Genomic DNA, 21,587 nt, shown 5'->3' with positions numbered 1-21,587 from the left:
CCGGCGCCGGGGAGGTGCGGCGGACGGGAGTGCAGCTCCCGTCCGCCGGCTCGGGTTCACCAGCCGACACCGAGGGTCAGGCCGGCGGGCGGATCGGCGTTGCCCAGGATCTGCACCGACGACTGGTCGTTGACGTCGTCGTACGGGAAGGCGTAGGAGCGGCCGCCGAGGCTGACGCCGTGCAGGTAGGCGGCGTAGTCGTTCCCGGCCGCACCGCTGCGGTAGTAGGCCGCCGGCCGGTACCAGTCGGCCGGCGTGAGCGCGACGCCGCGGTGGAACGCCGCGCACAGCTCGGCGCCGAGCTGCTTCTCGGTGTCGTTGCCGCTGGCCAGCGCGCCCGCACAGGCCATCACGTCCGGCGAGGTGGGCTTGGCCAGGCGGAACGGCCCGGCCCCGTTCTTGGTGAAGGTCAGGGTGTCGCCGCCGACCCGTCCGGCGAAGGTCTCGCCGAGCCGGGTGAGGGTGAACTGCCCGGTGCTGAAGGCGGACCAGAAACGGTCGATGACCGGCTGGAGGTACGCCTGCTGCGCCCCGCCGGCCAGGAACAGGCCGGACGAGCGCGGCGCGACGATCCGGTACGCGCCCTGCAGCGGGCGGAAGGCGGGGCCGACGGCGGCGGCGTAGCCCGCCATCACCTCGGCACGGGTGCGGGTGATGCCGGCCGTGGTGTCGTAGCCGCTCGACGTCTGCTGCAGCCGGGCGGTCAGCGGGAGGCCGAAGCCGTCGACCTGGGTGGTGTTGCCGCCGAACGCGACCTCGCCGTGGACGTAGGTGTACTCGTACCAGTCGTAGTAGACGTCGTTGTTGGGGTCGGCGGGGTTGCGCGGATCGGGACCGCCCCAGCCCTGGTCGTCGGGCGAGACCGGGATGAACAGCGGCGAGCCGAGCGAGACGTAGATCCGGCCGCCGCGGATCGAGGCGGGCGAGGGAACGCTGCGCGCCCGGTCCAGGGTGAAGGACATGTTCGGGTAGGCGACGCCGTTCTTGGTCAGGTGGCCGGGCGCCGCCGCGTCGCGGTGGTCGATGTGCGCGGTCGAGCCGTCGGGCCTCAGGTAGGACCACTGGCCCGGGGTGACCATGCCCAGCACCGTCACGTAGACCTGGGAGTCCGGGTAGGCGCCCCGGGTGTTGTTCACGAAGGTCAGGGGGAAGGTTCCGGGGCCGCCGCCACCGCCGGGCCCGCCCGGGGCGGAGGGGCCCACGGTGACGGTGAAGTGCGGCGTGTCGTGGAGCGGGCCGGCCTTCTCGTAGGTGAACCAGTACTCCAGGGTGGAGCCTGCGGCCAGGCCGTCGGCGGTCTTCTGCCAGCTCTCCGCGCTGCGGGTCATCCGGAAGTCCTGCTGGCCGCCCGTGCTCGGCCGGTAGTGGACGTCGACGAGGGCGGTGGGCGTGGTCGGGGTGAAGGTGAACCGGACCGATCCGGGGCCGGCGGTGGTCGCCGACTGGGTGTAGTCGGCCGCCGCCCGCGCGCCCGCCGCCGTCCAGAACCCGGCGAGCAGGAGGGCGAGCACGGTGAGCAGGGCGACCGGCAGGCTGCGGCGGGGCCCGGCGTGGCGGCGGGCCGGGTGGTGCCCGGCGGGCGGCGGTGCGGGGGCGGGGACTGGTTCCGTCATGGGGGTGCCTTCCCTCGGCGCGGTGGGGGCGCGGCGGGCGAGAGGAACGGGGGCGAGGCGGGCTGAGAGCGCTCTCAGCGGTCGCCACACTGTCCCGCCTTGGCAGACTCCGGTCAAGAGGTGAAGCAAAGAACTTCCATACCCATCAGGGGACTTCATCTCTTGAAGTACATGGGCGTGAAGCCACTCCTGGACATGTGTCTATGATTGATGGACAACCGTCCAGAAGGAGCCCGGTCATGGGAATCGTCGCGAACACACTGGTGGGCCTGGTGGCCGCGCTGCACTGCTACATCCTGGTGCTGGAGATGTTCCTCTGGGAGCGCGCGCCCGGACGCGGCCTCTCGGGCTTCGACGCGGAGATGGCGAAGGCCACCGCCCCCCTGGCCGCCAACCAGGGCCTGTACAACGGATTCCTGGCTGCCGGCCTGGTCTGGGGACTGATCGCGGACGACCCCACCGGCTTCCGTGTCCAGGTCTTCTTCCTGTCCTGCGTCGTGGTGGCAGGCCTCTACGGCGCGGCGACCGCCAACCGCCGGATCCTGTTCGCCCAGGCCCTGCCCGGCGCCCTCGCGCTCGCCGCCGTACTGGCCGCCCGATGAGCGACGCGCGCACCGACCGCACCCGGGCCAGGCTCCGCGCCGCGCTGCTCGCCGAGTGCGCCGAACGTCCGCTCGCGGAGGTCAGCGTGGCCGCCGTGGTCCGTCGCGCGGCCGTCGGAAGGGCCACCTTCTACGTCCACTACGAGGATCTCCAGGCCCTCGCCGTGGACGCCTGCGCCGAGGTCGCCCGCAACGGCGTCGACGCGCTCCACGCCTGGCGGGGCATCCCCGACCCGGCCGCACCGCCGGCCGCGCTGACCGCGTTCCTGGCCGAGGTGGAACAGCACGCGGCCGTCCACCGCTCGCTGCTGCTGCCCGGCGGCGCCGGCCCCCTGGGCGAGGTCCTGCACCGCGAACTGCGCGAGCGCAGCCGCACCGAGCGGACCCTGGCCGGCGCGCCGCACCCCGACCTGGTGGCCACCGCCGTCGCCGCGACGTTCACCGCACTGCTGGCGGACTGGCTGCACGGCCTCGTGCCGGCCACCTCCGAGGAGCTCGCCGCCCGCAGCTGGCGCCTGCTGATCTCACTGCATCGGACCCCGTTCGGCTGACCCCGCAGGCCGCCCGCCTCGGTGTCGCGCGTCTTCGGAGGGCGCGGCGGCGGGGCCGACGGGGAGACCGACGGGGAGACCGAAGGGGAGACCGGAGGGGAGACCGGAGGGGAGGGCCCTGCGGGGCGTGGATGTCGTCGCGGACGTCCCGGCGGACCGGAGGGCGTCGGAAGCCGTGGATCCAGGCGTTCGCCCGGCGGCGAGCACCGTCGAGAACGCGGAAATCAGACTCTTTCGTCCGGGTCGGCGTTCAGGAGCACCTCGCAGTCGCAGCCTGCGCCGCCGGCCAGGAGGCCCGCTTCCAGCTCGGACCACGCCACCGACCTGTCGCCGGCCCAGGCCCGGGAGTACCTCAGCGTGTGATCGCAGCCGGTATCCGCGAGGCACTCCTCGACGTGGTCGAGGAGATCGTCGAGCTGTCCGCGGTCGATGCCGAGCCGGTCCCACTCATCACGCTTGCGCTCCGCCTTGTAGGCGTCGCGCAGCATCCGCCGGCGATCCCACTCCGAGGACATCCCCACACCCTGCTTTTCGTGGACCAACCGCTGCCCCAACCCTAACTGACCGTTTCGGAGTGCCGGCTTGGTCGGCGGCCCCGGTAAACGGGGTGGCGACCGCCTGGGCTGCTCCGTCAGAATGCGGCGGTGACCGTGAATCCGGTTCCTGACGCCGCAGTCGTGACGTCGGACCGAACTCTCTCCAGGCCCTACGCCCTCACACCCAGGGGTGCTGCCGAGCATGAGTAGGGTCGATCCGGGCTGTTGCTGGTACTGCGGACGCCCCTCCACGAGCGTGCCGGAGCAGGTCGTCCGGGCCGGACGGCTCTACTGGAGGGACAGCCGGATTTGCCACGAGTGCTCGGACGAGGGCTTCGAGGGAATAGGGCCGGAGTGGCTCCGGGATGCTGTCCTGCGGGCCACGGGAGGCGTTGTGCTCAGCGTTGTCGCCCAGCAACCCGCCCGGGCCCATGTCCTTCGTACCCTCGGCCAGACCTACGGTGGGACGGTTGCCGAGACCGCCGGAATGCTGCGTGACCTCCTGGGCCCAGGCCTGCGGGTCACGCCGGCGGAGGCTGAATTCCTGGCTGCCGAGTTCTCCGTTCCGGGGCTCCTAACGAGTCCGGTACGGCCGTGCTGATCACTTCGGGGAACCCTTTGCGGAGTCTGCGCAAGCAGATGACGCTGCAGGCGAGTTCGAGCAGCCCTTGGTGGAGGTCGGCTCGGCGTTCGTAGCGGTTGCGGAGGCGTTCGAACCGGTGGAGCCAGGCGACGGTTCGAGCACTCCCCCGGCGGAGGCACTCCCCCGCACACCGTGTCCGGCGCGGGCGTGCGGGGGTGCGGGTGGGCCACTCGGCACCGCGGGAGGTACGGGTGGGTCACTCGGCGGCGAGGAGCCTGCGCACGCGTTCGGCGGTCCCGGCGTCCCGGGCGGCGGTGAACGGGAGGGTGTTGCCGCCGGCGAGGCGGAAGGGGACGCCCGCAACGGTGGTGTGGGCGCCACCGGCCTCGGCGACCAGGAGCAGGCCGGCCGCGTGGTCCCAGGCGCTCTCCCAGCAGAATGCGGTGGCGTCGAGGCGGCCGCGGGCGATGGCCAGGTATTCGAGACCGGCCGATCCGGCACACGGCCTGGTGGTCACCCCGGCGGTGCGCAGCCCGAGCAGGGAGTGCTTCAGCTCGGGCGTGGTGTAGGACGGGTGCGAGGCGGCGATCTCCAGCGGTGCACCGGGTTCGGGGGATCCGGCGTGGAGCGGAACGCCGTCGAACCGGGCGCCGCCGCCCCGGAGCGCCGTCGCCATTTCGTCGCGTGCCGGCGCGTACGTCCAGGAGGCCAGCACCTCGCCCTGGTGGGCGAGGGCGACCAGGGTGCAGAACCCCTCCCCGCCGCGGACGAAGGTCCGGGTGCCGTCGATCGGGTCGATGATCCAGACCGGGTCGTCGCCGCTCAGGGCCTGGTAGAGGTCGGGGTCCGCGTCGACGCCCTCCTCCCCCACCACCACCGAGCCCGGGAGCAGCGCCGTCAGGGCCGCGGACAGGTACGCCTCGGCGCGCCGGTCGGCGATGGTCACCAGGTCGTGCGGGCCCTTCTTCTCGGCCACCTGGTCGGCGGCGAGCGTCCGGAAGTGCGGCATGATCTCGGCGGCGGCCGCCTGCCGGACCACCTCCTCGACGGGGGTCAGGCACTCTGCGGCAAAGCGTTCGTCGATCATCGCACCATCAGACCACATCTCCGAAGGGGCTCCGCCGACCGAACGGACGGCTGACCAGGGAGGACAGGGCTCCAACGGGAGGGAGCGGAGGGCGCGGGCCGAAGGGAGGGAGCCGGCCCGCCCGGCGCGGACACCGACCCGCCACGATCCCACCCCTCCCCGCCCCGCCCATGATCCCGCCCCGCCCGGATCCCGCCCGGGCCGCCGTGGTCAGCCCGCCTGGCGGGCAAGCCGCTGTGCGGCGGTGTCGCCGCGCTTCGCCACGGGCTGCGTGCCGAACGCCGCACCGAGCCCGAAGTCCGGCATTCCGACGTAGATGGACTCGTGCCGGCCGGCGGGCACGTGGAAGGTCTCGTGCCAGATCCCCGCCGCCGGGATCTCGGCGGCCGAGGCGGCGCGGGCGCGGCGGTTGAACGCCTGCCAGGCGGGCCGGTGGTTGCGGTCGGTCGCCGAGGCGTAGGCGATCAGCCGGTCCGCGTCCCGCCAGTACTGGATCACCGTGATCTCGCGCAGGCCGCCGCCGACCACGACCCGGAAGCCCGCCATGCCCGAGTCCGGGTCGGTCGCGAGCTCCCGCAGCATGGCCGGCATCGCCTTGAACGCGGGCCACCACTGGCGCACGGCGCGCCAGCGGTTGACGCGCATGCCGATCAGGAAGACGACGACGTCGCCGTCGTGGGCATCGGTGGTTCGCCCGCGTGAAAGGGTAGTTGGTGCCATGACTCACCCCTGAGGTTCATGGATAGTGTCGCTATCCCTATTAAGATAGTGACACTATCCCTCCGGGGTGTCCAGCCCGTCCGAAAGGAAAGCCCGCCATGCGGCTGTCCGACCTCAGTGCCCGCAGCGGCGTGCCGACCGCGACGATCAAGTACTACCTGCGCGAGGGCCTGTTGCCCGCCGGCGACCGGGTGACCGCCTCCCGCTCCGAGTACACCGAGGCCCACCTGCGCCGGCTCCGACTGGTCCGCGCCCTCGTCCAGGTGGGCGGGATGAGCATCGCGGCCACCAAGGAGGTCATCCGCGCCGCCGAGGACGACACGCTCGACCAGCACCAGCGGTTCGGCGCCGCCCAGGAGGCCCTGTTCAGCGGCCGCCCGGACCAGGAGGAGAGGCCCGAACCCGGCACCGCGGCCCGCGCCGCCGTCGACGAGCTGCTGGCCGAGACCGGCTGGAGCGAGTGCCAGGACTCACCGCTGTACTGGAACCTGGTCGACGCCGTCACCGCGCTCGAACGGCTCGGCCACCCCTGCGACATCACCCGGCTGCGCCCGTACGCGGCCGCCGTCGCCCCCCTCACCGAGTTCGAGCTCGACGTGCTGGCCGGCTACCCCGCCGAGGAGCAGCTGGAGGCCATGGTCGCCCTCACCGTGCTCAACGAACCGGTCCTCCTGGCCCTGCGGCGGATCGGACACGCCGAGGTCTCGGCGGTCAGGTTCGGCTCGGCGGGGACAGGGGGTGGCAGCGACCGCCCGGCCGCCGAGCACCCCGTAGGCGCCGGTGCGCCGGAGGACCGCTGAGGCAACACGGTCCACGGCCGGCAGGGCCGGCGGGTGCCGGGGCGGGCAGCCGAGGCCGGCGGACGGCGGGACCGACGGTCGGCAGGGCCGGCGAACGGCGGGGCCGGCGGGTGTCAGGACGGGCGGGTGCGGCCGAGCCCCCGCACTTCCAGTGCTACGTGCCGTGTGACAACACGGCGCTCGGCCCGGTGAACGCGGGGCCGATCACAGGAATTTCGGTAGATCCGAACTGTACGACCACCGACACTGCTCTTTGAGTCCGGCGGATCCTCATCACGGTGGGAGTCGCCATTCGGGGTGCCTTGGCCCGGGCTACTGCATGATCGTGCGCGGCAGGTGCGAGGGCGTGCTGACGCAGCTGTAGACCTGCAGGGTGTAGCCGCACCCACGCCTGGGTCAGCAGGGCCCGCACCTGGTGGACGTCTGCCGGCCTCTGCACCGGCCTGACCGGCGGACACCCCGGCTCATTCTCCGGCCAGGGTTCGTCCACCGGCCACAGCAGGGGACCGCCCACCGAACTGTCGTGGACGGTCGGCGCTCCGGGAGTCGGGTGCAGGCGGGTGGTTGTCCTGGCCAGGCCGGCGAGTTCCGGAAACCCTGTAGTGATGTCCAGAGGCCGCGGTGGTGTCGTGCGCGTCAAGTTCTCTTCCTTCCACGCTCGGGGCAAGGCCGTATCCAAGCACGGCACGCCGACAGCCCTGGCGGGCCCCGTCGGGCGCGGTGGTTCCTGGGTCGGCCGCAGGCGGTCTGGTCAACTAGTCGCTCGACAACCGGGGCCGCCGCATAGCGGGACGTGGTCAGCCGCGTGATCGCGCGCGATAAACCTGGCGACGTCGGCGACCGTCCCCGGGATACTGGTCGCCCATGGATGAGGTCAAACTCGTCGTCGCCCATTCCGAGCGCGCCACCCTGCGCGTCGGCGACGTGTTCCTGAAGGTGGACGCCGATCAGGCGCGCATCGACGTCGAGGTCGAGGCGATGTCCCTCGCGCCGGTTCCGACCCCCGAGGTCCTGTGGCGCAAGCCGCCCGTGCTCGCGATCGCCGCGATCCCGGGGACGACGCTCGGGCGCCTCGGCGGGCCGTCGACCGGGTCGGCGGCGGCGTGGGCCGCGGCGGGCGCCGCCATCCGGAAGCTGCACGACGCCCCGCTGCCGCCCTGGCCGGGCCAGGCCGGCCGGAGCACCGTCACGCTGGCGGCGGAACTCGACCACGAGTGCGAGTTGCTCGTGACGAACGGCCTCCTGCCCGCCGACCTGGTCACCCGCAACCGCCAGGTCGCCCAGGCCGCGCTCCGACCGTGGACTGCGGCGTTCACGCACGGCGACCTGCAGATCGCGCACGTCTTCGTCGACGGCGACGAGGTCACGGGCATCATCGACTGGTCCGAGGCGGGCCAGGGCGATGCCCTGTACGACCTCGCCACCTTCACGCTCGGACACGAGGAGCACCTCGGCGACGTCCTCGCCGGCTACGGCACCGACATCGACCTCGACGTGATCCACGCGTGGTGGTCGCTGCGGAGCCTGCTGGTGGTTCGCTGGCTGATCGAGCACGGCTTCGACCCGTTCGCGCCGGGATGCGAGGTCGACGTGCTGAGGTCCCGGATGTGAGGCGGCGCGGGCCCGACGACAGACCGGTGCCTGTGCAGATGGTCAGCGCCGTTCGCCGACGATGAGGCCCGGGCGTGTCCGGGGAACTCCACCGCGCTGTACGGTCGGGCGAGTACCGCAGCCGTCGACACGGGAGCCGCGATGGGACCGGATCATGCTTCCGATTGGTTCTGGGAGGTCCTGGAAACGACACGACCGCGTCTGTCCGCCCTGGAGCTGTGGTTGGAGTCCCACTCGCGGGAGGTGCTTGAAGCCTTCGCGCTCGCATACGAGTCCGCGGCGGAATCGCTCGCCGACTTCTCGGAAGGCGTGAGCGTGGACGGGGACGTCTGGTCCGAGGACAGCACCGAGGATCTGTGCATGTGGGTGGTCGGGCAGGGCTACGGGCTGTGGAGCTCGGTGATTGCGGGAGAACGACGGCTGGAAGAAGTCGCTCGGATGTATCTGGGCCGCGCTCCGCTGCTTCCAGAAGGCGTGGCGCCGTGGGACGGGGTTGTCTCGAACCCTGAGCACAGGGGCTACCAGTCTCCCGGGGCCATCGTCCACGGCGTCTATCGGACGCGATTCGCCGAGGACCTCCATGAACGGCTTGAGGGTATGTGACTTGAGGGTATGTGAGGAGACTGCCCCGGGCCGGGCGGGTGACACGGCGGGGTTCCTGGCAGGTGCGGCGGTTGTCCAGTGCCGCATCAGGCGGCGTTCGCCCTGCCGTGACGTGGGCGGGATCTGCCCGGTTCGCGAGGTCAGCCGAATGTGTCCCGGTGGCGCTTCAGTCGAAGTCGCCGGCGGAAGTGAGGCCCTCGACGAAGCGTTCCAAGCGTCTGTCACCCGGCCTCCGTTCTGAACGCGCAACAGATCAAGCAGCGCGGCCGGGAGCGTGACATCGAGCAATCGCTCGGCGTCCCGCACAGCCTGGTCGGTCAGCGGCTGCTACACCCCACAGTTGCTGCCGGCGTCCCAGAACGCGGGCTGCACATCGTCAGAACGAGCCATGACTCGAATCGTAGGAGCCATGGGGTGCGGTCGACCGCCCGAGGAGGCTCGGACGTCCGCTGCTCATCGCGGCAACCGAGGGCCGTCTGAGGCGCACCCGCCGGGCGCGTCGAGCAGGGCCGACCCGCCGAGCCGACCCCGCCAGGCCGCCCCCGCCGGGCCGGATCCCGTCAGCCGCGCAGGGCCGCCGTGGTGGCGTAGCGGTCGCGCGCCTCCGCGAGGGCCGCCGCGAGCGCGGTCGGACGGCGGGTGGAGAGGTAGACGTACGAGCAGAGCAGGGCGGGCTCGGCGACCTCGACGCGGACGGCGCGGGGCAGGTAGGTGCGGATGAGCAGGCGTGCCCGCGGACCGGCCAGGCGGGTGCGCCAGGCGAAGGCGGCGGCCTCGTCGAGGATCTCGACCGCGCCGGTGTGCTCGCCTCGCAGCACGATCGGACCGGCCACGAGGACGCCGTCGCAGATCCGGATCCGGGCGGCGCCGTACCAGCACAGCACCGAGGCCGCCATGGTCAGCAGGAGGGCCGCGGCGGCGGCCGCGGCCGGCGCGCCGAGCGGGAGCAGGGCGGCCGCGAGGGCGGCGGCGGCCACCAGGACGGTCAGCCACCAGCGCCTCGGGACGGAGAGACGTTCGTCGTAGATCACCACACCCCGGATGCTGTCACGACCTCACACCTCCCCCGCCGGTGGGTCGCTGCTCGGTGGGTCGCTGCTCGGTGGGTCACCGGTCGGTGGGCGGGGTGTCGACGAGGAGGTCGAAGGCCAGGCCGCTGGATCCCTCGCCCCGGCCGGTCCCGCGTGCGGCGCTCAGCCAGAGGCAGACCCGGCCGTCGCGCCAGCGGGTGCGGTTGTAGGCGAGGGTGATCCTGGTGCCGGACTGCGGGACCTCCTCCTCGTTGACGAAGTACCCGCGCGGTTCGGTCTCGTCGAGTCCCTCGCGCAGCAGGGACGTCCGGGGCTGGACGGGCGGCAGCACCCCGACGACGTTGGGCATCGCGGCACGCTGGAGCTGGATGCTGCGGTTGTCCCCGGGCACGTGCACGGGGATGAACGGGATCCAGTGTTCGGGGACGGAGTTCATCGCCCGGTAGGTGATGGGCGCGAGCGGGCCGTCCGGTGGCGCGGGCGGGTGCAGGCGCAGGTGGTGGGCCTGGATCTCGGCGGCGACCTCGCTGCCGCGGCGGCCCTCGCCGGTGGCGAGCTGGACGGTCCGTTCGATGCCCCAGACCAGGTCGGCGTTCTCGTCGCGGATCAGCGACACCTCCTCCAGGGCCGGGCCGTCGGCCACCTTCGGCACGCTGGGCGGCAGGAACAGCCGGGTGTCGGCGGGGACGTCCTCGTCGCCGATGGTGTCGAGGGTGTACATCGACCAGCGTTGCCAGTCCTCGTCCCTGCCGCTGCCCGCCGGGGTGATCCAGAGCCGTTGGCCGAACACGTCGGTGACGGCGAGTCCCCGGATCGAGGCCAGGGTGCCGGCGGGCAGGTCGCACGGGAGCTGGTACCAGTCGTTGCTGTAGACCAGTGCGAACTCCAGGAAGACCAGCCGGGCGAGGTCCGTGCTGTCCGGGGAGACCGCGGCGAAGTTGGTGCGGCCGTCCTCCAGTGCCCACCAGCGCGGGAGCGGCATGCCGGAGAAGCGGACCGGGGCGGGGAAGACGGTGCGGTTGAGCGGGGGCGGGGGCGGGCCGGTGCCGCCGACCGCGGTGTCCGGGTCGATCGAGAAGGCGTGCCAGTCGAGTTCGCCGCCCGGGTACTCCTGCGCGGTGAGGACGGTCTCGGTGCCGTCCTCGCCCGCGGTCGCCACCGAGAAGCGGTGTTCGAGGCGGCGCGGGTCCCAGGTGGCGTCGCCGGCGGGCTGGTCGATCAGGCCGTCGAACCACGCCACCAGGCGGTCGCCGAGGGCGTCCAGTGCGGGGTAGTGCACGTGCAGCAGGTCGTTGATGCGGTCGGAGGCGCGCCCGCCGGTCTTGAGGTGGCGGTAGAGCAGGTAGCCGTCCATCCGGCGGCCGGCGACGGCCTGCACGGTCGCCCAGACCTCGGGGTGGGCGACCCGTGCGGCGTCGTCGTCCCCGTCGGGGTCGGGCAGCGCGATCGGGTAGAGCTTGACGTACTGGCCGCGGAAGTCGAAGACCAGGTCGCCGAGGGCCGGGTTCCGGCCGATCAGCTTGAGCCAGCGGCGGCCGATCGCGAGCCGCAGGTCGAGGGCGACCGGGTCGGCGCCGAACCGGAAGGGCACCGGGCGCCGCTCCGCGAGGGCCTCCAGCGGACGGTCCGGCGGCAGGGGTTCGGCGGCGCCGCCCACCGGGCGGAACCGGCCGGGCGCGGCGCCGCCGACCGAGTACGTCGCGGTGACCGGCGAGCCGGCGTCGCTGCCGCGGAACTCGCCGAGCTGCCACTGCCGGGTGAGCAGCCAGAGCGGGTCGCGTACCTCGGCGCGCAGTGCCCGTTCGAAGTCGGTGGTGCGCGGACGGCCCTCCAGGCGGTTCCAGACGCCGACGGCCGGGTGGGTGCGGGCCTCGATCGCCCGGGCGAGGTCGTCGATCCGGGGCTCAGTCATGGGCGGCCTTCCAGCGCTGGTTGGCGACGGCGAGATCGGTGGAGATCGTGATCGGCTGCCGGGTGGCCGACAGGACGGTGGCGGGGAGCAGCTGGGCGTAGGGCGTGTCGTCGAGGTGTGCCGGTTCGACCGCCCGCGTCCTGGCCAGGTCGAAGGTCTCGTCGACGGCGGCGAGCAGGTCGTCGGTGCTCCAGGTGCCGGTGCGGACCGGCGGCACGACCAGCAGCATCGCCTGGGGCGGTTCGGAGTCCGGTCCGTCGAAGTGGACGGCGATGCCGGTGGTCTCGCGTTCGGCGGGGACGACCTCGGTCCACTCGTCGAACAGGAGGCCGGCCTGGGTGGTGGTGCCGGGCGGCGGGTCGGGCGCGTAGTGCGCGGTGAACAGGACCTTGTCCTCGGTGACGGCCGTGCCGGGCTTGAAGTCCATGGCCAGCCAGTGGTCGTCGGGCCGGTAGGGCAGCTGGACGGGGACGAGCTGCGGTTCCTTGGCCTGGAGCAGCTCGCCCAGCAGGTCGCCGAGCAGTCCGCCGGGCCCGCGCAGGGCGTCGCTCAGCAGGACGGCCTGCTCCCAGCGGCGCGGCTGTTCCCGGACCCGGGCGATGCCGTGGGCCCAGTCGTCGATCGGGAAGTCCCGACCGAACGGCGGCTTGGTGAGGTGCTGGACCAGCGCGGCGCTGTCGTCGCGGGCCTTCTTCCAGTCGGCGGCGAGCTGGGCGGCGGGGGTGAACTCGGGGACGGCGAGGGCGTCCTCGCCGAGCAGGGCCCGGAGGGCGTCGAGTGCGGCCTCGACCCGGTCGGGGCCCGGGGCGGCGGCGTCGTACTCGGCGAGGGCCCGGTCGGCGGCGGCGAGCCGGCCGGTGATCTCGGTGCGCAGGGCGACCGTGCGGTCGAGCAGTTCGCGGCCCTGGGCGACGACGCGGTCCTGGTGGGGCGTGAGGTCCAGGCCGGTCGGGTCGATGTCGGTGAGCGGCAGTTTGGCGGCGACCTCGGCGAGCAGTCCGCTCAGGGTCGTCCGGCCCGTCCTGGCCTGCGCCTTGAGGGCCTGGAGCCGGTTGTCGAAGGCCTGGCGGCGGCCGGCGACGGTGACGCGCAGGGTGGACGGCCGGGAGGGCAGTGGTGCGGTCGGTCTGGTGGCGATCAGGCGTTCGGCGCGCTGCAGCAGGTGGAAGCGTTCCGCGTCGGAGGTGGCGGACGGCAGGGCGTCGTAGGCGGCGAGCAGGGCGTCGGCCTGGGCGAGTGCCCTGGCCATCCGCTCGGCGGTCGCGGCGACGGCGGCGAGGACGTCGGTGAAGACGCCGCGGCGCCACTGGGCGAGTTCGCCCCAGCCGCTTCGGACCAGGCCGAAGCCGCCGGCGGTGGTGACCAGGCCGGCGTAGCCGGTGAGCAGGGTGTCGATGCCGGCGAGCAGGTCGGCGCGCCGGGGCGGGGCGTCGGCGGGGAAGAGCGGGGCGAGGGTGGCGAGGTAGTCGGCGAGGGCGCGGCGCAGGGTGTCGAGGGAGGCCCGGACGGCGGCGGGGCGCTCCCTGGGCAGCGAGACGGCCGTGTCGGCGGCCCGGTCGGCGGGGGTCGGGCCGGCGGCGGGGACGAGGTCGCTGGGCCGCAGCGGCCGGGCGGTGGTGAGCAGTGAGCGCAAGGCGCCGACCAGCGGCGAGAGTTCGAAGAAGGTGATCTTCCCGGCCACGCGTTCGGTGTAGCGGATGGTGAGTTCGGCGTCGGGACGCGGGCTGTCCTTGGCGATGACGACGCCGGTGATCCGGTCGTCGAGGTCGGTCATGGCGCCCTCCCCCACCGGGCGCAGGGCCCAGAGCAGGTCGACGGGCTGGAGGCCGGTGTCGGCCTGGGTGACGGCGCGGGAGCGGGGCCGGCCGCTGACCGGGTCGGTCCAGGTGACCTGGGCGACCACGGTGTCGGGCGGCGGGAGCAGCCGCGGCAGCCAGGCGTTGACGGCCGGTTCGGCCTGGGCGCGCGGGTTGTTGCGGCTGAACGGCGGGGCGCCCTGGTCGGGTTTGAGGCCCGCGGTGAGCCGCAGGCCGAAGCGGTGGGTGAGGGTGGTGCCGCTGCGCGGGGTCCGGATCACGGCGGGTTCGGGCGGCAGGCCTTCCTTGGCGTACGCGTCCATGGTGGCGGAGGCGCGTTCGGCGTTGCCCAGGAGCGCCTGGTGGGTGCCTTCGGCGACGGCGAGGTCGGCCAGGGCGTCGTGGACGTCGAGCAGTCCGCGGACGGCGCGGTCGACGACCGTCTGCTGCTTCTCGTCGACGGCGGGGAGGGCGCTGCCGAGGCCGAAGGGGTAGGTGTCGGGGACGTCGGTGCGGGTGATGTGCCGGACCAGTGCGAGTCCGTCGACGACGTTGCGGGCCTCGATCTGCTCGATGGCGAGGGGCTTGGCCGGGTCGGGCCCGTCGGCCTGGTGCGGGACGGTCTGGGCGATCCGGCCGGCGCGCAGCGGGAAGTGCAGGCGCAGGGCGGAGACGAGGCTGTCGACTTCGGCCCGTTCGTGGGCGTCGTGCAGGGCGCGTTCGAGGCGGTAGCCGAGCAGGGCGCCGAGGGACTGGCCCCGGCGCATGCCGTCGAGGATGCCGAGGGCGGTCCGGATCCGGGCGGAGCTGAGGTTGACGGCGAACGAGCCGGGGTTCTGCGGTGTGCCGTTGGCGAGGTAGCCGGCGCGGAGCACGGCCGCCGTCCTGGCCTGGTCGGGTGAGGGCGCGTGCAGGTGACCGCCGTTGGCGGAGTCGTGCATCAGCGGGGTGGTGCCCTTGAAGACCTCGGCGAGCGGGCCGGTCAGGGTGACCGGGGTGAGCTGTCGGAGTCGGGGGCGGAGGTTCTCCAGCCGGCCGTAGGCGCCGAGGTGGAGGCCGCGCCGGGCCGGGGCCGTGCCGTCGGGGCCGTCCGGGCCGTAGCGCAGTTCGGCGAGGCGTTCGTTGGCCAGGCCGAGGCGCCAGGCGTCGAGGCGGTAGGTGGCGCAGTCGAGGTGCTCGGCGAGGAGGCGTTCCAGCCGGGCGGTCGGCAGGTCGGTCAGCAGGTCGAGGGCGTCGGCCTGTTCGGTGAGGCGGGCGGTGGCGGGGTCGGTGCCGAGCACCAGCGGGATGTGGTCGACGACCAGCCGGGACGGGTCGCCGGTGATCTCGGGCGAGGGCGAGTAGAGGCGCCGGAACCGGCTCTCGCTGGGGATGGCCTGCCCCGGGGCGGGGATCCTGACGTGGATGAACGCCGGGTCGGTGCCGGCGGCCTCGGCGGGGGTGGCGACGCCGTGGGCGATCGCCAGTTCGGTGGCGGCGTCCGCCCAGCCGAGCAGCAGCGCGTGGCGCAGCAGCAGGTACAGCAGTGCGGCGGGCCGGTCGTCGGCGGGGAAGCCGGCTTCGGTGCGAATGGTCTCCAGGCCGGTGCGGGCGTGCGCGGCGAGCCAGCGCAGGTAGTTGGCGCCGTCGGCGGTGTAGGGCCGCACGGGGGCGGTCTCGGAGAGCGGCCGGTCGTCGACGAGCGGGGCCAGCAGCGGGTGGTGGGTGTCGGTGAACAGGCGGCGGATCAGGTCCGGGTCCTGGGCGGGGCCGGTGTCGGGGTGGCCGAGCCGGGTGAGCAGGGCGCGGATCGGGCCGGGCATGCCGAGGCGTTCCAGTGCGGGCAGCACGGTGGAGCCGAGTGCGCCGAGGTTCTCCCGGTTGAAGACGTCCTCGACGCTCTGCGCGTACCGCTGGTGGTACTCGGCCGAGGTGGGGTGCAGGGCGAGGATGTCCAGCAGGTGCTGGTGGGCGTCGTCGGCCCGGCCGTCGAGGTGGGCGACCTTGGCGGTGGCGGCCTGCCAGTCGGCCGCGGCTTCGCCGAGCACGGTGTGCAGGGCCCGGCGGTGGGTGGCGGCGGCGGGCCAGGCGAGCCGGGTGAACGCGGTGGTCGGCAGGATCCCGTAGGGCTGGCGGCCGATCCGGACGGTGGGGAGGGGACCGCGTCCGGAGACGTACCGGACGAAGAAGCGCCTGGTCTGTTCGACCGCGTCGCGGCTGAGCACCGGGTGGAGCATGGTCTGCAGGTGGTAGCCCCAGGTGGTGGGCCAGAGCGCGGTGTTGGCGGCCCGGGCCTCGCGCTGGTCGGTGGCGTCGGCGTGCGCCATCCCGGCGAGGGCGGCCGGGTCGAGGCCGAGCAGCTCGGCGAACCACTGGCCGTCCGTCCGGGCGGTCCAGTCGGCGCCGGCCGGGGCGGCCCGGAGCGTGGCGGCGGAGCGCAGGCCGGCGTCGGCCTCCAGTCCGGGGTGCAGGCCGGCCGGGGCCTGCTCGGTGTTGTTGGTCGGGGTGCCCTGCGGCAGCAGGCTCAGGCCGGCCGGGCTGCGGAGCTGCCGGGTGAGCAGGGCGGTCAGGTCGGTGGCGGTCTGCTCCGGGGCGGACCGGCGGCGCAGGCCGAGGACCACCAGCCGGTCGAGGCCGCCCTTGAGGTCCGCGGTGAGGGGCATCCGCAGGCCCATGCCGAGGGTGACGGCGCGCTCGAACTCGGTGAGCCAGCGCAGTTCCTCGGGGACGTGGAGGGCGCCGGTGGACTCGTCGACCTTCAGCCGGTCGGTGGCGGCCGGGTCGGGGCTGACCGGCAGGGTGGCCGGTACCGGTTCGCCGTCGAGGTCGAAGACCTTCCGGCCGCCGGCCCAGCCCAGGAAGCGGAAGCGGTCGGGCAGCAGGGTGGCCCTGGCGGCGGTGGTCCAGGACTCCGGGGCGATCGCCGAGGCGGGCGGGCGCGGGACCACGAGGAAGGCGACCACCACGGTGTCGCCGGTCCCGGTCGGGGCGGCGTCGATCCCGGCCGGGCGGCGGGCGCGGATCGCGGCCGCCCTGGTCGGGCCGGCGGCGGCGAGCAGCGCGGCTTCGGCCGCCCGCAGGGCGGCGCGGTCGCCGTGGGCCCGCCAGACGGACGTCCAGTAGGCGGTGGCGGGCGGGCGGGCGGCGGCGGGCGGGGCGGTGTCACTGCGGACGACGAGGACGGTGGCGCCGGCCGGCACGGACACCGGCCGGTCGGCGGGGTTGGCCGGCTTGTGGTCGCCGAGCAGCCAGGTGGCCCGGCCGGCCGGGATCCGGCCGACCAGCTCGTGCCAGGCGGTCTGCTCGCCGACGGCGTCGCCGCCGGTGCGCCACAGCGCCGTCCAGTAGGCGTCGAGTGCGCCGAGTTCGGCCTCGGTCGGCCGGGGTTCGAAGCTGTCGACCGACCACTCGTCGGGGAAGACGCGGATCAGGAACTCGGTGGCGGTGAACCGGGCCTCGATCCGGACCGGGCCGAGCAGGACCGGGTAGTCGTCGCTCAGGCCGGTGTCGGGCACCGGGGCCGCGGCGGGCGCCGGAGCCGCGGCGGGCGCCGGAGCCGCGGCGGGCGGCGGGCCCTGGGCGGGCACGGGGGCTGCCGCGGGTACGGGATCCGGGGCGGGCACGGGGCCCGGGACCGGCGCCCGGCCCGGGGCGGGCGCGGCGGTGTCGCCGGTGGCTGCGTCGGCCGTCGCGTCGTCGTCGGCCATCAGGTCGTTGTCGGCCATACCGGGAGCATCTCCTGTGCGTGGACGGCGACCAGGACCGGTGCCTGGAAGAGGATGTAGGCGATGTCGGCCGAGCTGAGGCCGGAGTGCCAGAGCGGCAGTGCGGCGTCCTCCTGCCGCTGTTCCTGCTTCTCCTGGTCGTCCTCCGAGCCGTTGAAGTCGGCGAGCCCGACGTGCGTGGCGTCGCCGAACTCGATGAAGCCGAGGTGGTCGGGATCGACGTGCCGCCAGCTGAGGTCGTTCCAGACCTCGACCGGCGCCGGCGGGCCCTCGGGTTCGTCGACGCCGAAGCGGGGGTCGCCGGGGCGCTCCTTGATGACGAAGAACCAGCCCAGGTCGCCGGGCGGCTTGCCGCGGGCCTCGGCGGCGTCGAGGTCGAAGCCGAGCAGGTGGATGTCCGGCTCGACCTTGGCCTCGTACCGCGGCAGCCGGACCAGGTCCGGGGAGGGGTGGTCCTCGTCGGGCAGCGGCGCGGGCACCCGCTCGCCGGTGGTGACCGGGTTGCCGTCGTCGTCGAGCGGCCAGGCGGCCCGGTGCGCGTAGACGGCGGCGTTGGGGTACTTCTTGAGGAGCTCGCCCCGGATGACGAGGACGAGGTCCTCCTTCTGGTGGGTGCCCGGCAGCTGCCGGTTGTCGTTACGGCCGAGCAGGGCGGCCGGGCCCCAGGTGTGGACGGGCCGGATGTCGTAGAGCCGTTCGCGGCGCTGGCCGGGCGTCTCCCCGGGCGGGGAGAGCACGGCGCGCGGGTCCCAGAACTGGCGGAACGGCGTGCCCCGCTGGTCGGTGGGGAACTCGCGCCAGAGCATCTCCCGGGCCATCTCGTGGTTGAGCCCGACCAGGAAGGACTCGATGAACCTCCGGTTGTCGGCCAGCAGCGTGATGGAGTTCGCCGGGATCAGGTTGAGGTTGGGGGCGAACACGTCCACCGACAGGTCGATCAGCGACTGGTACATCGGCAGGTCGATCACCGGGTAGGCCATCGCCTCGATGAACTCCTCGGCGAACGGCCGCAGCCGCTCGGGCAGGCTGACGGAGCTGAGCAGGCTCCTCGGGACGGTGGTGTCCGAACGCAGGCGTTCCAGGACGGCGCCGGTGGTGCCGGTCACCCCGAGCTGCTCCCGGACGGCGGGCCGCCCGACGGCGGCGGCCGACGCCCAGCCTTCGTAGAGCTCGTTCAGCGCGTCCTTGAAGCGCCGGGCCTCCTCGCTGTCCTCCGTGCCGCCGGTGGTCGGTGGGACGGGGTCGCCGAGTTCCTTGATCACGAAGTCTCGGCTGACCGGCAGCGAGCCGACCGGGTTGGCGTCCCCGGCGGCCGCCGCCAGGCCGATCACCGGGTGCAGCTCGCGGTCGAGTCGTGCCGGGGTGACCAGGGCCGCCGGTCTGGTCTTGACCGCGGCGGCGGTCACCGGGCCGACGGCGGCGTCCATCCGCGGCACCAGTGCCTCGCGCGGACGGTCCGCCGGGAAGGTCAGGGAGCGCATCAGCCGGGAGCCGGGGCGGGTGATCCGCCGCATGGGGGCGGAGACCGGCGCCGCCGCCACCCGGCTGGCCGCGACCCGGAACCCCACCGCCAGGTCCTCGGCGACCGGGGCGGACGCGGCGGGTGCACCGGCTGCGGCTGCCGCTGCGGCGGATGCGGGCGCCGGGGTGGCCGGGGCGGTGACCCGCCCGTGCGCGGGAGCGGTGAGCGTCAGGTACTTGCCCGAGGGCGGCGGGGGCGCGGCGAGCGCGCCGGGCGGCGGGACGGCCGGCGGGGCGGGCGGTTCCAGGTGCTTGACCTGGAGCCGGTGGCCGACCTCCCGGGCCAGCTGGGCCTCGCGGATCCTGGCGTTGGCCTTCAGGACGTCGCCGACCTGGGCCCAGGCGGCGTCCATGAACTCCTCCTGGCGGGCCTGGACCACCTGGGCGCCGAAGTTGGCGGCGACCCGGTAGCGCGGGTCGAGGTTGAGCCGGTGCACCCAGTTGCGGTCGGCGGGCGGGGGCACCGGGTGGCCGTCGGCGCCGACCAGCAGCCGGGAGGTGAGTGCGTGCCAGCGGCCGTACAGCGGGGGCGTGATGACGGGGTCCACGCCGGCGGACAGCGACTGCGCCTGCGCGGCGGGCAGCGCGCCGTGGACCGCCGCCGGGGTGGCGTCCCGGTACGCCTCGGCCAGGTTGACGAGCCCGGCGAGGGCCTGCTGGAAGGGGTGCGGGTACGGGGCCGCGGGCGGCGGCCTGTCGTACCAGTTGTCCCAGTTCTCCCAGTCGTCGACCGGCAGTTCGGGCAGCTGGAGCGCACCGCCGAGTCGTAGGACCCCGCCGATCGAGGCCGGGGTCGTGATGGGCGGGAGCCCGGGCCCGGCGGACCGGTGGACGTCGAGGTCCCGGCGGCCGACCCGCGGGTCCGGGCGGCGCGGCTGCAACAGCCGGACCAGGTACTCGAAGTCGCCGGTGGCCCCCGTGGTGAAGGACCAGCGGTGGTAGTAGGGCAGCCGGCCCTCGGCCTGGCGGCCCTCGTAGTGCGGGCCCCAACTGGCGTGGAGCGCGCCCGGGGAGGCGGCCGGGTCGAGCCCGAGCCCGGCCAGCCGCCCGGTCTCGAAGGCCGGGACCAGGAACGCCTCGTACGTCCGGTCCTGCTGGAGGTGGCGCGGGCAGACCAGCCGGGAGCAGGCCCGGTCGGGGTCCGTGCGCAGCACCTCCTCGAAGGCGTGCAGCACCGGGTCGCCGGGCCCGGAGAGGTCCCTGGCGACGGGGAGGTCGAGCGCGCCGTGGACGTGGACGTGGGCCCAGGCGCCGAGTTGGGCGGGTGGCGGCAGGGTGTTCGGGTCCTTCACGGTGATGAACGGGAGCGGCCCGCCGCCCGTGCCGTCCTCGAACTCCGCGGGCGCTCCCGCCGGGTCGGTCCTGGCGGCCAGCACCACGAGTGCGAGCCAGGGCGCGAGGCGTCCGGTGGCGGCGTCGGGTGCGGCCGGGCTGTAGCGCCAGGGAAGGCCCTCGTCGTAGAACTCGATGTGGGCGAGGTAGTTGGGCTCGACGTTGGTGGTGCCCGGGCGCGGTTCCAGGCGGGAGACGGCGCGGGAGTCGACGCCGGTGATGTCGCCCGGACCGTACAGCTGGACCGGTCGTCCGACCGGGAGGGGGGTCAGCGGGGCGCCGGTCAGGGACTCGCCGCCGAGCAGGAGCTCGACCGGGACGGTCGCGCGGGCGGCGGTGCCCGGGTCGCCGGTGATCCGGGTGGCGAGGCCGGTGCGCAGCCAGGGCAGGAAGGAGTAGCCGTTCGCGGTCATGCGCCGCTCCCGTCGTAGAGCTCCGTGGCCGCGGTCAGCTCGGTGACCGTCGGGTCGGCCGCGGCGAGGCCGGAGCGGGCGGCGCCACCGGTGACCAGTACCCGGGTGCCGGGCAGGACGGCGGCGGCGAAGGCCCAGCGCCCCGTCGCGAGGCCCGGTCCGGCGGTCCAGCGGTCGGTGGCGGCGTCGTACAGCGCGGTGCTGCGGTAGCCGGCCTCGTCGGCGCCGCCGCCGGCGCCGCCGATCACCAGGACACGGCCGGCGCCGAACGGGACGGCGCGGTGGGCGGCGCGTCCGGCCGTGAGGTCCCTGGCTGCGGTCCAGGTGCCGGTGGTGAGGTCGAAGCGTTCGGCGGTCCGGCGGCTGAGCGGGTCGAAGGTGCCGTCGTCGTCGGCGCCGGGCGCGCGGCCGCCGGTGACCAGCACGGTGGTCTCGGAGAGGGCGGTGGCCTGGTGCAGCGCGCGGGGGCGCAGCAGGCTCCCGGTCGGCGTCCAGGTGCCGGTCGCCGGGTCGTACAGCTCGCAGAAGGCGAGTGCGGCGTCCTGGTCGGTGCCGACCGGTACGGTGCCGCCGACCACCAGGACCTTGCCGCCCTTGAGGGGGACGGCGGGGTGGCCGGTGCGGGCGTCGGTCATCTCCGCGGCCTGGGTCCACCGGGCGGCGTCGGTGGTGGCGGCGGGGTCGAACAGCTCGGCGGAGCGCAGGGCCCGGGTGCTCCCGCCGGCCCGGACGGTGGTGCCCCCGGCCACCAGGACCTTGTGGTCGGGGAGCAGCACGGCGCTGTGGCCCCAGCGGGCCTGGCGCATGGTGCCGGCCGAGGTCCAGGTGTCGGCCGCCGGGTCGTAGACCTCGGCGGTGGCCAGGCCGGGCGCGGTGGAGCCGCCGATCCCGCCGGTGACGAGGACTCGTCCGTCGGCGAGCGCGGTCACCGTGTGGAGCCTGCGGGGGGCGGGCTGGGTGGCGGTGGGCTTCCAGGTGTCGTCGGCCGGGTTGTAGACCAGCGCCTGGCCGAGCGCGGCCCGGCCGGCGTCAGCGCCGCCGACCACCAGGACCTTGCTCGTGCCCTTGAGCACGACCGGCCCGTCGTGCTGCCCGTGCCAGGCGGCGGCCCTGGTCAGGTCGTGCGCGGCCGTCCACGTCGCTGCGGCCACCACGGTGGGACTGGTCATCGC

14 protein-coding genes are annotated in these 21,587 nt (G+C 74.3%); 5 read left to right on the top strand and 9 right to left on the bottom strand.

Annotated features, from left to right (window positions below):
• Nucleotides 1-56: 56 nt before the first annotated feature.
• On the bottom strand, nucleotides 57-1,613 hold the full coding sequence (locus AC067J_RS20795) for a glycoside hydrolase family 64 protein (protein ID WP_478301222.1): 1,557 nt from the start codon (nucleotides 1,611-1,613) through the stop codon (nucleotides 57-59).
• A 239-nt stretch (nucleotides 1,614-1,852) separates the two neighbouring features.
• On the opposite strand from AC067J_RS20795, the gene AC067J_RS20790 reads away from it, so the two are divergent.
• Together AC067J_RS20790 and AC067J_RS20785 are read left to right on the top strand one after the other, a co-directional pair.
• Complete coding sequence (locus tag AC067J_RS20790) at nucleotides 1,853-2,215, top strand: DUF1304 domain-containing protein (protein ID WP_478301220.1); 363 nt, start codon at nucleotides 1,853-1,855, stop codon at nucleotides 2,213-2,215.
• The gene (locus AC067J_RS20785) at nucleotides 2,212-2,766 is read left to right on the top strand and encodes a TetR/AcrR family transcriptional regulator (RefSeq protein WP_478301218.1); all 555 of its coding nucleotides are present in this window, start codon (nucleotides 2,212-2,214) and stop codon (nucleotides 2,764-2,766) included. Before AC067J_RS20790 ends, AC067J_RS20785 begins: the two co-directional genes overlap by 4 nt.
• 224 nt (nucleotides 2,767-2,990) lie before the next feature.
• Here the strand turns inward: AC067J_RS20785 and AC067J_RS20780 are convergent, their stop codons facing one another.
• From AC067J_RS20780 to AC067J_RS20770, 3 genes are all read right to left on the bottom strand, one after another.
• A complete protein-coding gene (locus tag AC067J_RS20780; protein ID WP_478301216.1) occupies nucleotides 2,991-3,281 on the bottom strand; it encodes a DUF2695 domain-containing protein in 291 nt (96 codons plus the stop codon).
• Nucleotides 3,282-4,141: 860 nt separating this feature from the next.
• Nucleotides 4,142-4,972: an inositol monophosphatase family protein gene (locus tag AC067J_RS20775; RefSeq protein ID WP_478301214.1), complete on the bottom strand. Its 831-nt coding sequence runs from the start codon at nucleotides 4,970-4,972 to the stop codon at nucleotides 4,142-4,144.
• Nucleotides 4,973-5,182: 210 nt separating this feature from the next.
• Entirely contained in the window at nucleotides 5,183-5,692 is a 510-nt protein-coding gene (locus tag AC067J_RS20770; protein ID WP_478301212.1) for a DUF4188 domain-containing protein, read from the bottom strand.
• A 98-nt stretch (nucleotides 5,693-5,790) separates the two neighbouring features.
• On the opposite strand from AC067J_RS20770, the gene AC067J_RS20765 reads away from it, so the two are divergent.
• From AC067J_RS20765 to AC067J_RS20755, 3 genes are all read left to right on the top strand, one after another.
• Nucleotides 5,791-6,492 carry a MerR family transcriptional regulator gene (locus tag AC067J_RS20765; RefSeq protein ID WP_478301210.1) on the top strand — a complete coding sequence of 234 codons (702 nt, stop codon included), beginning with the start codon at nucleotides 5,791-5,793 and terminating at the stop codon, nucleotides 6,490-6,492.
• An 864-nt stretch (nucleotides 6,493-7,356) separates the two neighbouring features.
• Complete coding sequence (locus AC067J_RS20760) at nucleotides 7,357-8,103, top strand: phosphotransferase family protein (protein WP_478301208.1); 747 nt, start codon at nucleotides 7,357-7,359, stop codon at nucleotides 8,101-8,103.
• A 141-nt stretch (nucleotides 8,104-8,244) separates the two neighbouring features.
• Nucleotides 8,245-8,706 carry a hypothetical protein gene (locus tag AC067J_RS20755; protein WP_478301206.1) on the top strand — a complete coding sequence of 154 codons (462 nt, stop codon included), beginning with the start codon at nucleotides 8,245-8,247 and terminating at the stop codon, nucleotides 8,704-8,706.
• 560 nt (nucleotides 8,707-9,266) lie between these two features.
• Here AC067J_RS20755 and AC067J_RS20750 read toward each other — a convergent pair.
• The 5 genes from AC067J_RS20750 to AC067J_RS20730 all read right to left on the bottom strand — a co-directional run bounded on the left by AC067J_RS20750 (nucleotide 9,267) and on the right by AC067J_RS20730 (nucleotide 21,584).
• On the bottom strand, nucleotides 9,267-9,740 hold the full coding sequence (locus AC067J_RS20750) for a DUF3093 family protein (protein ID WP_478301204.1): 474 nt from the start codon (nucleotides 9,738-9,740) through the stop codon (nucleotides 9,267-9,269).
• Between the two features lie 73 nt (nucleotides 9,741-9,813).
• Nucleotides 9,814-11,649: a hypothetical protein gene (locus AC067J_RS20745; RefSeq protein WP_478301202.1), complete on the bottom strand. Its 1,836-nt coding sequence runs from the start codon at nucleotides 11,647-11,649 to the stop codon at nucleotides 9,814-9,816.
• Entirely contained in the window at nucleotides 11,642-17,149 is a 5,508-nt protein-coding gene (locus AC067J_RS20740) for a hypothetical protein (protein WP_478301200.1), read from the bottom strand. The genes AC067J_RS20745 and AC067J_RS20740 overlap by 8 nt, the downstream gene beginning before the upstream one ends.
• On the bottom strand, nucleotides 17,131-20,415 hold the full coding sequence (locus AC067J_RS20735) for a hypothetical protein (RefSeq protein WP_478301198.1): 3,285 nt from the start codon (nucleotides 20,413-20,415) through the stop codon (nucleotides 17,131-17,133). The genes AC067J_RS20740 and AC067J_RS20735 overlap by 19 nt, the downstream gene beginning before the upstream one ends.
• The gene (locus AC067J_RS20730) at nucleotides 20,412-21,584 is read right to left on the bottom strand and encodes a Kelch repeat-containing protein (protein ID WP_478301196.1); all 1,173 of its coding nucleotides are present in this window, start codon (nucleotides 21,582-21,584) and stop codon (nucleotides 20,412-20,414) included. Before AC067J_RS20730 ends, AC067J_RS20735 begins: the two co-directional genes overlap by 4 nt.
• Nucleotides 21,585-21,587: the final 3 nt, after the last annotated feature.

Source organism: Kitasatospora sp. NPDC042419 (assembly GCF_056437345.1).
Note: the sequence above shows the minus strand (reverse complement) of the source record. Positions and strands in the feature narration are given on the sequence as shown.

Coding starts and splice junctions, on each gene's coding strand:
- AC067J_RS20795 (WP_478301222.1), bottom strand. CDS start 1,613: ATGACGGAACCAGTCCCCGCCCCCGCACCGCCGCCCGCCGGGCACCAC.
- AC067J_RS20790 (WP_478301220.1), top strand. CDS start 1,853: ATGGGAATCGTCGCGAACACACTGGTGGGCCTGGTGGCCGCGCTGCAC.
- AC067J_RS20785 (WP_478301218.1), top strand. CDS start 2,212: ATGAGCGACGCGCGCACCGACCGCACCCGGGCCAGGCTCCGCGCCGCG.
- AC067J_RS20780 (WP_478301216.1), bottom strand. CDS start 3,281: ATGTCCTCGGAGTGGGATCGCCGGCGGATGCTGCGCGACGCCTACAAG.
- AC067J_RS20775 (WP_478301214.1), bottom strand. CDS start 4,972: ATGATCGACGAACGCTTTGCCGCAGAGTGCCTGACCCCCGTCGAGGAG.
- AC067J_RS20770 (WP_478301212.1), bottom strand. CDS start 5,692: ATGGCACCAACTACCCTTTCACGCGGGCGAACCACCGATGCCCACGAC.
- AC067J_RS20765 (WP_478301210.1), top strand. CDS start 5,791: ATGCGGCTGTCCGACCTCAGTGCCCGCAGCGGCGTGCCGACCGCGACG.
- AC067J_RS20760 (WP_478301208.1), top strand. CDS start 7,357: ATGGATGAGGTCAAACTCGTCGTCGCCCATTCCGAGCGCGCCACCCTG.
- AC067J_RS20755 (WP_478301206.1), top strand. CDS start 8,245: ATGGGACCGGATCATGCTTCCGATTGGTTCTGGGAGGTCCTGGAAACG.
- AC067J_RS20745 (WP_478301202.1), bottom strand. CDS start 11,649: ATGACTGAGCCCCGGATCGACGACCTCGCCCGGGCGATCGAGGCCCGC.
- AC067J_RS20740 (WP_478301200.1), bottom strand. CDS start 17,149: ATGGCCGACAACGACCTGATGGCCGACGACGACGCGACGGCCGACGCA.
- AC067J_RS20735 (WP_478301198.1), bottom strand. CDS start 20,415: ATGACCGCGAACGGCTACTCCTTCCTGCCCTGGCTGCGCACCGGCCTC.
- AC067J_RS20730 (WP_478301196.1), bottom strand. CDS start 21,584: ATGACCAGTCCCACCGTGGTGGCCGCAGCGACGTGGACGGCCGCGCAC.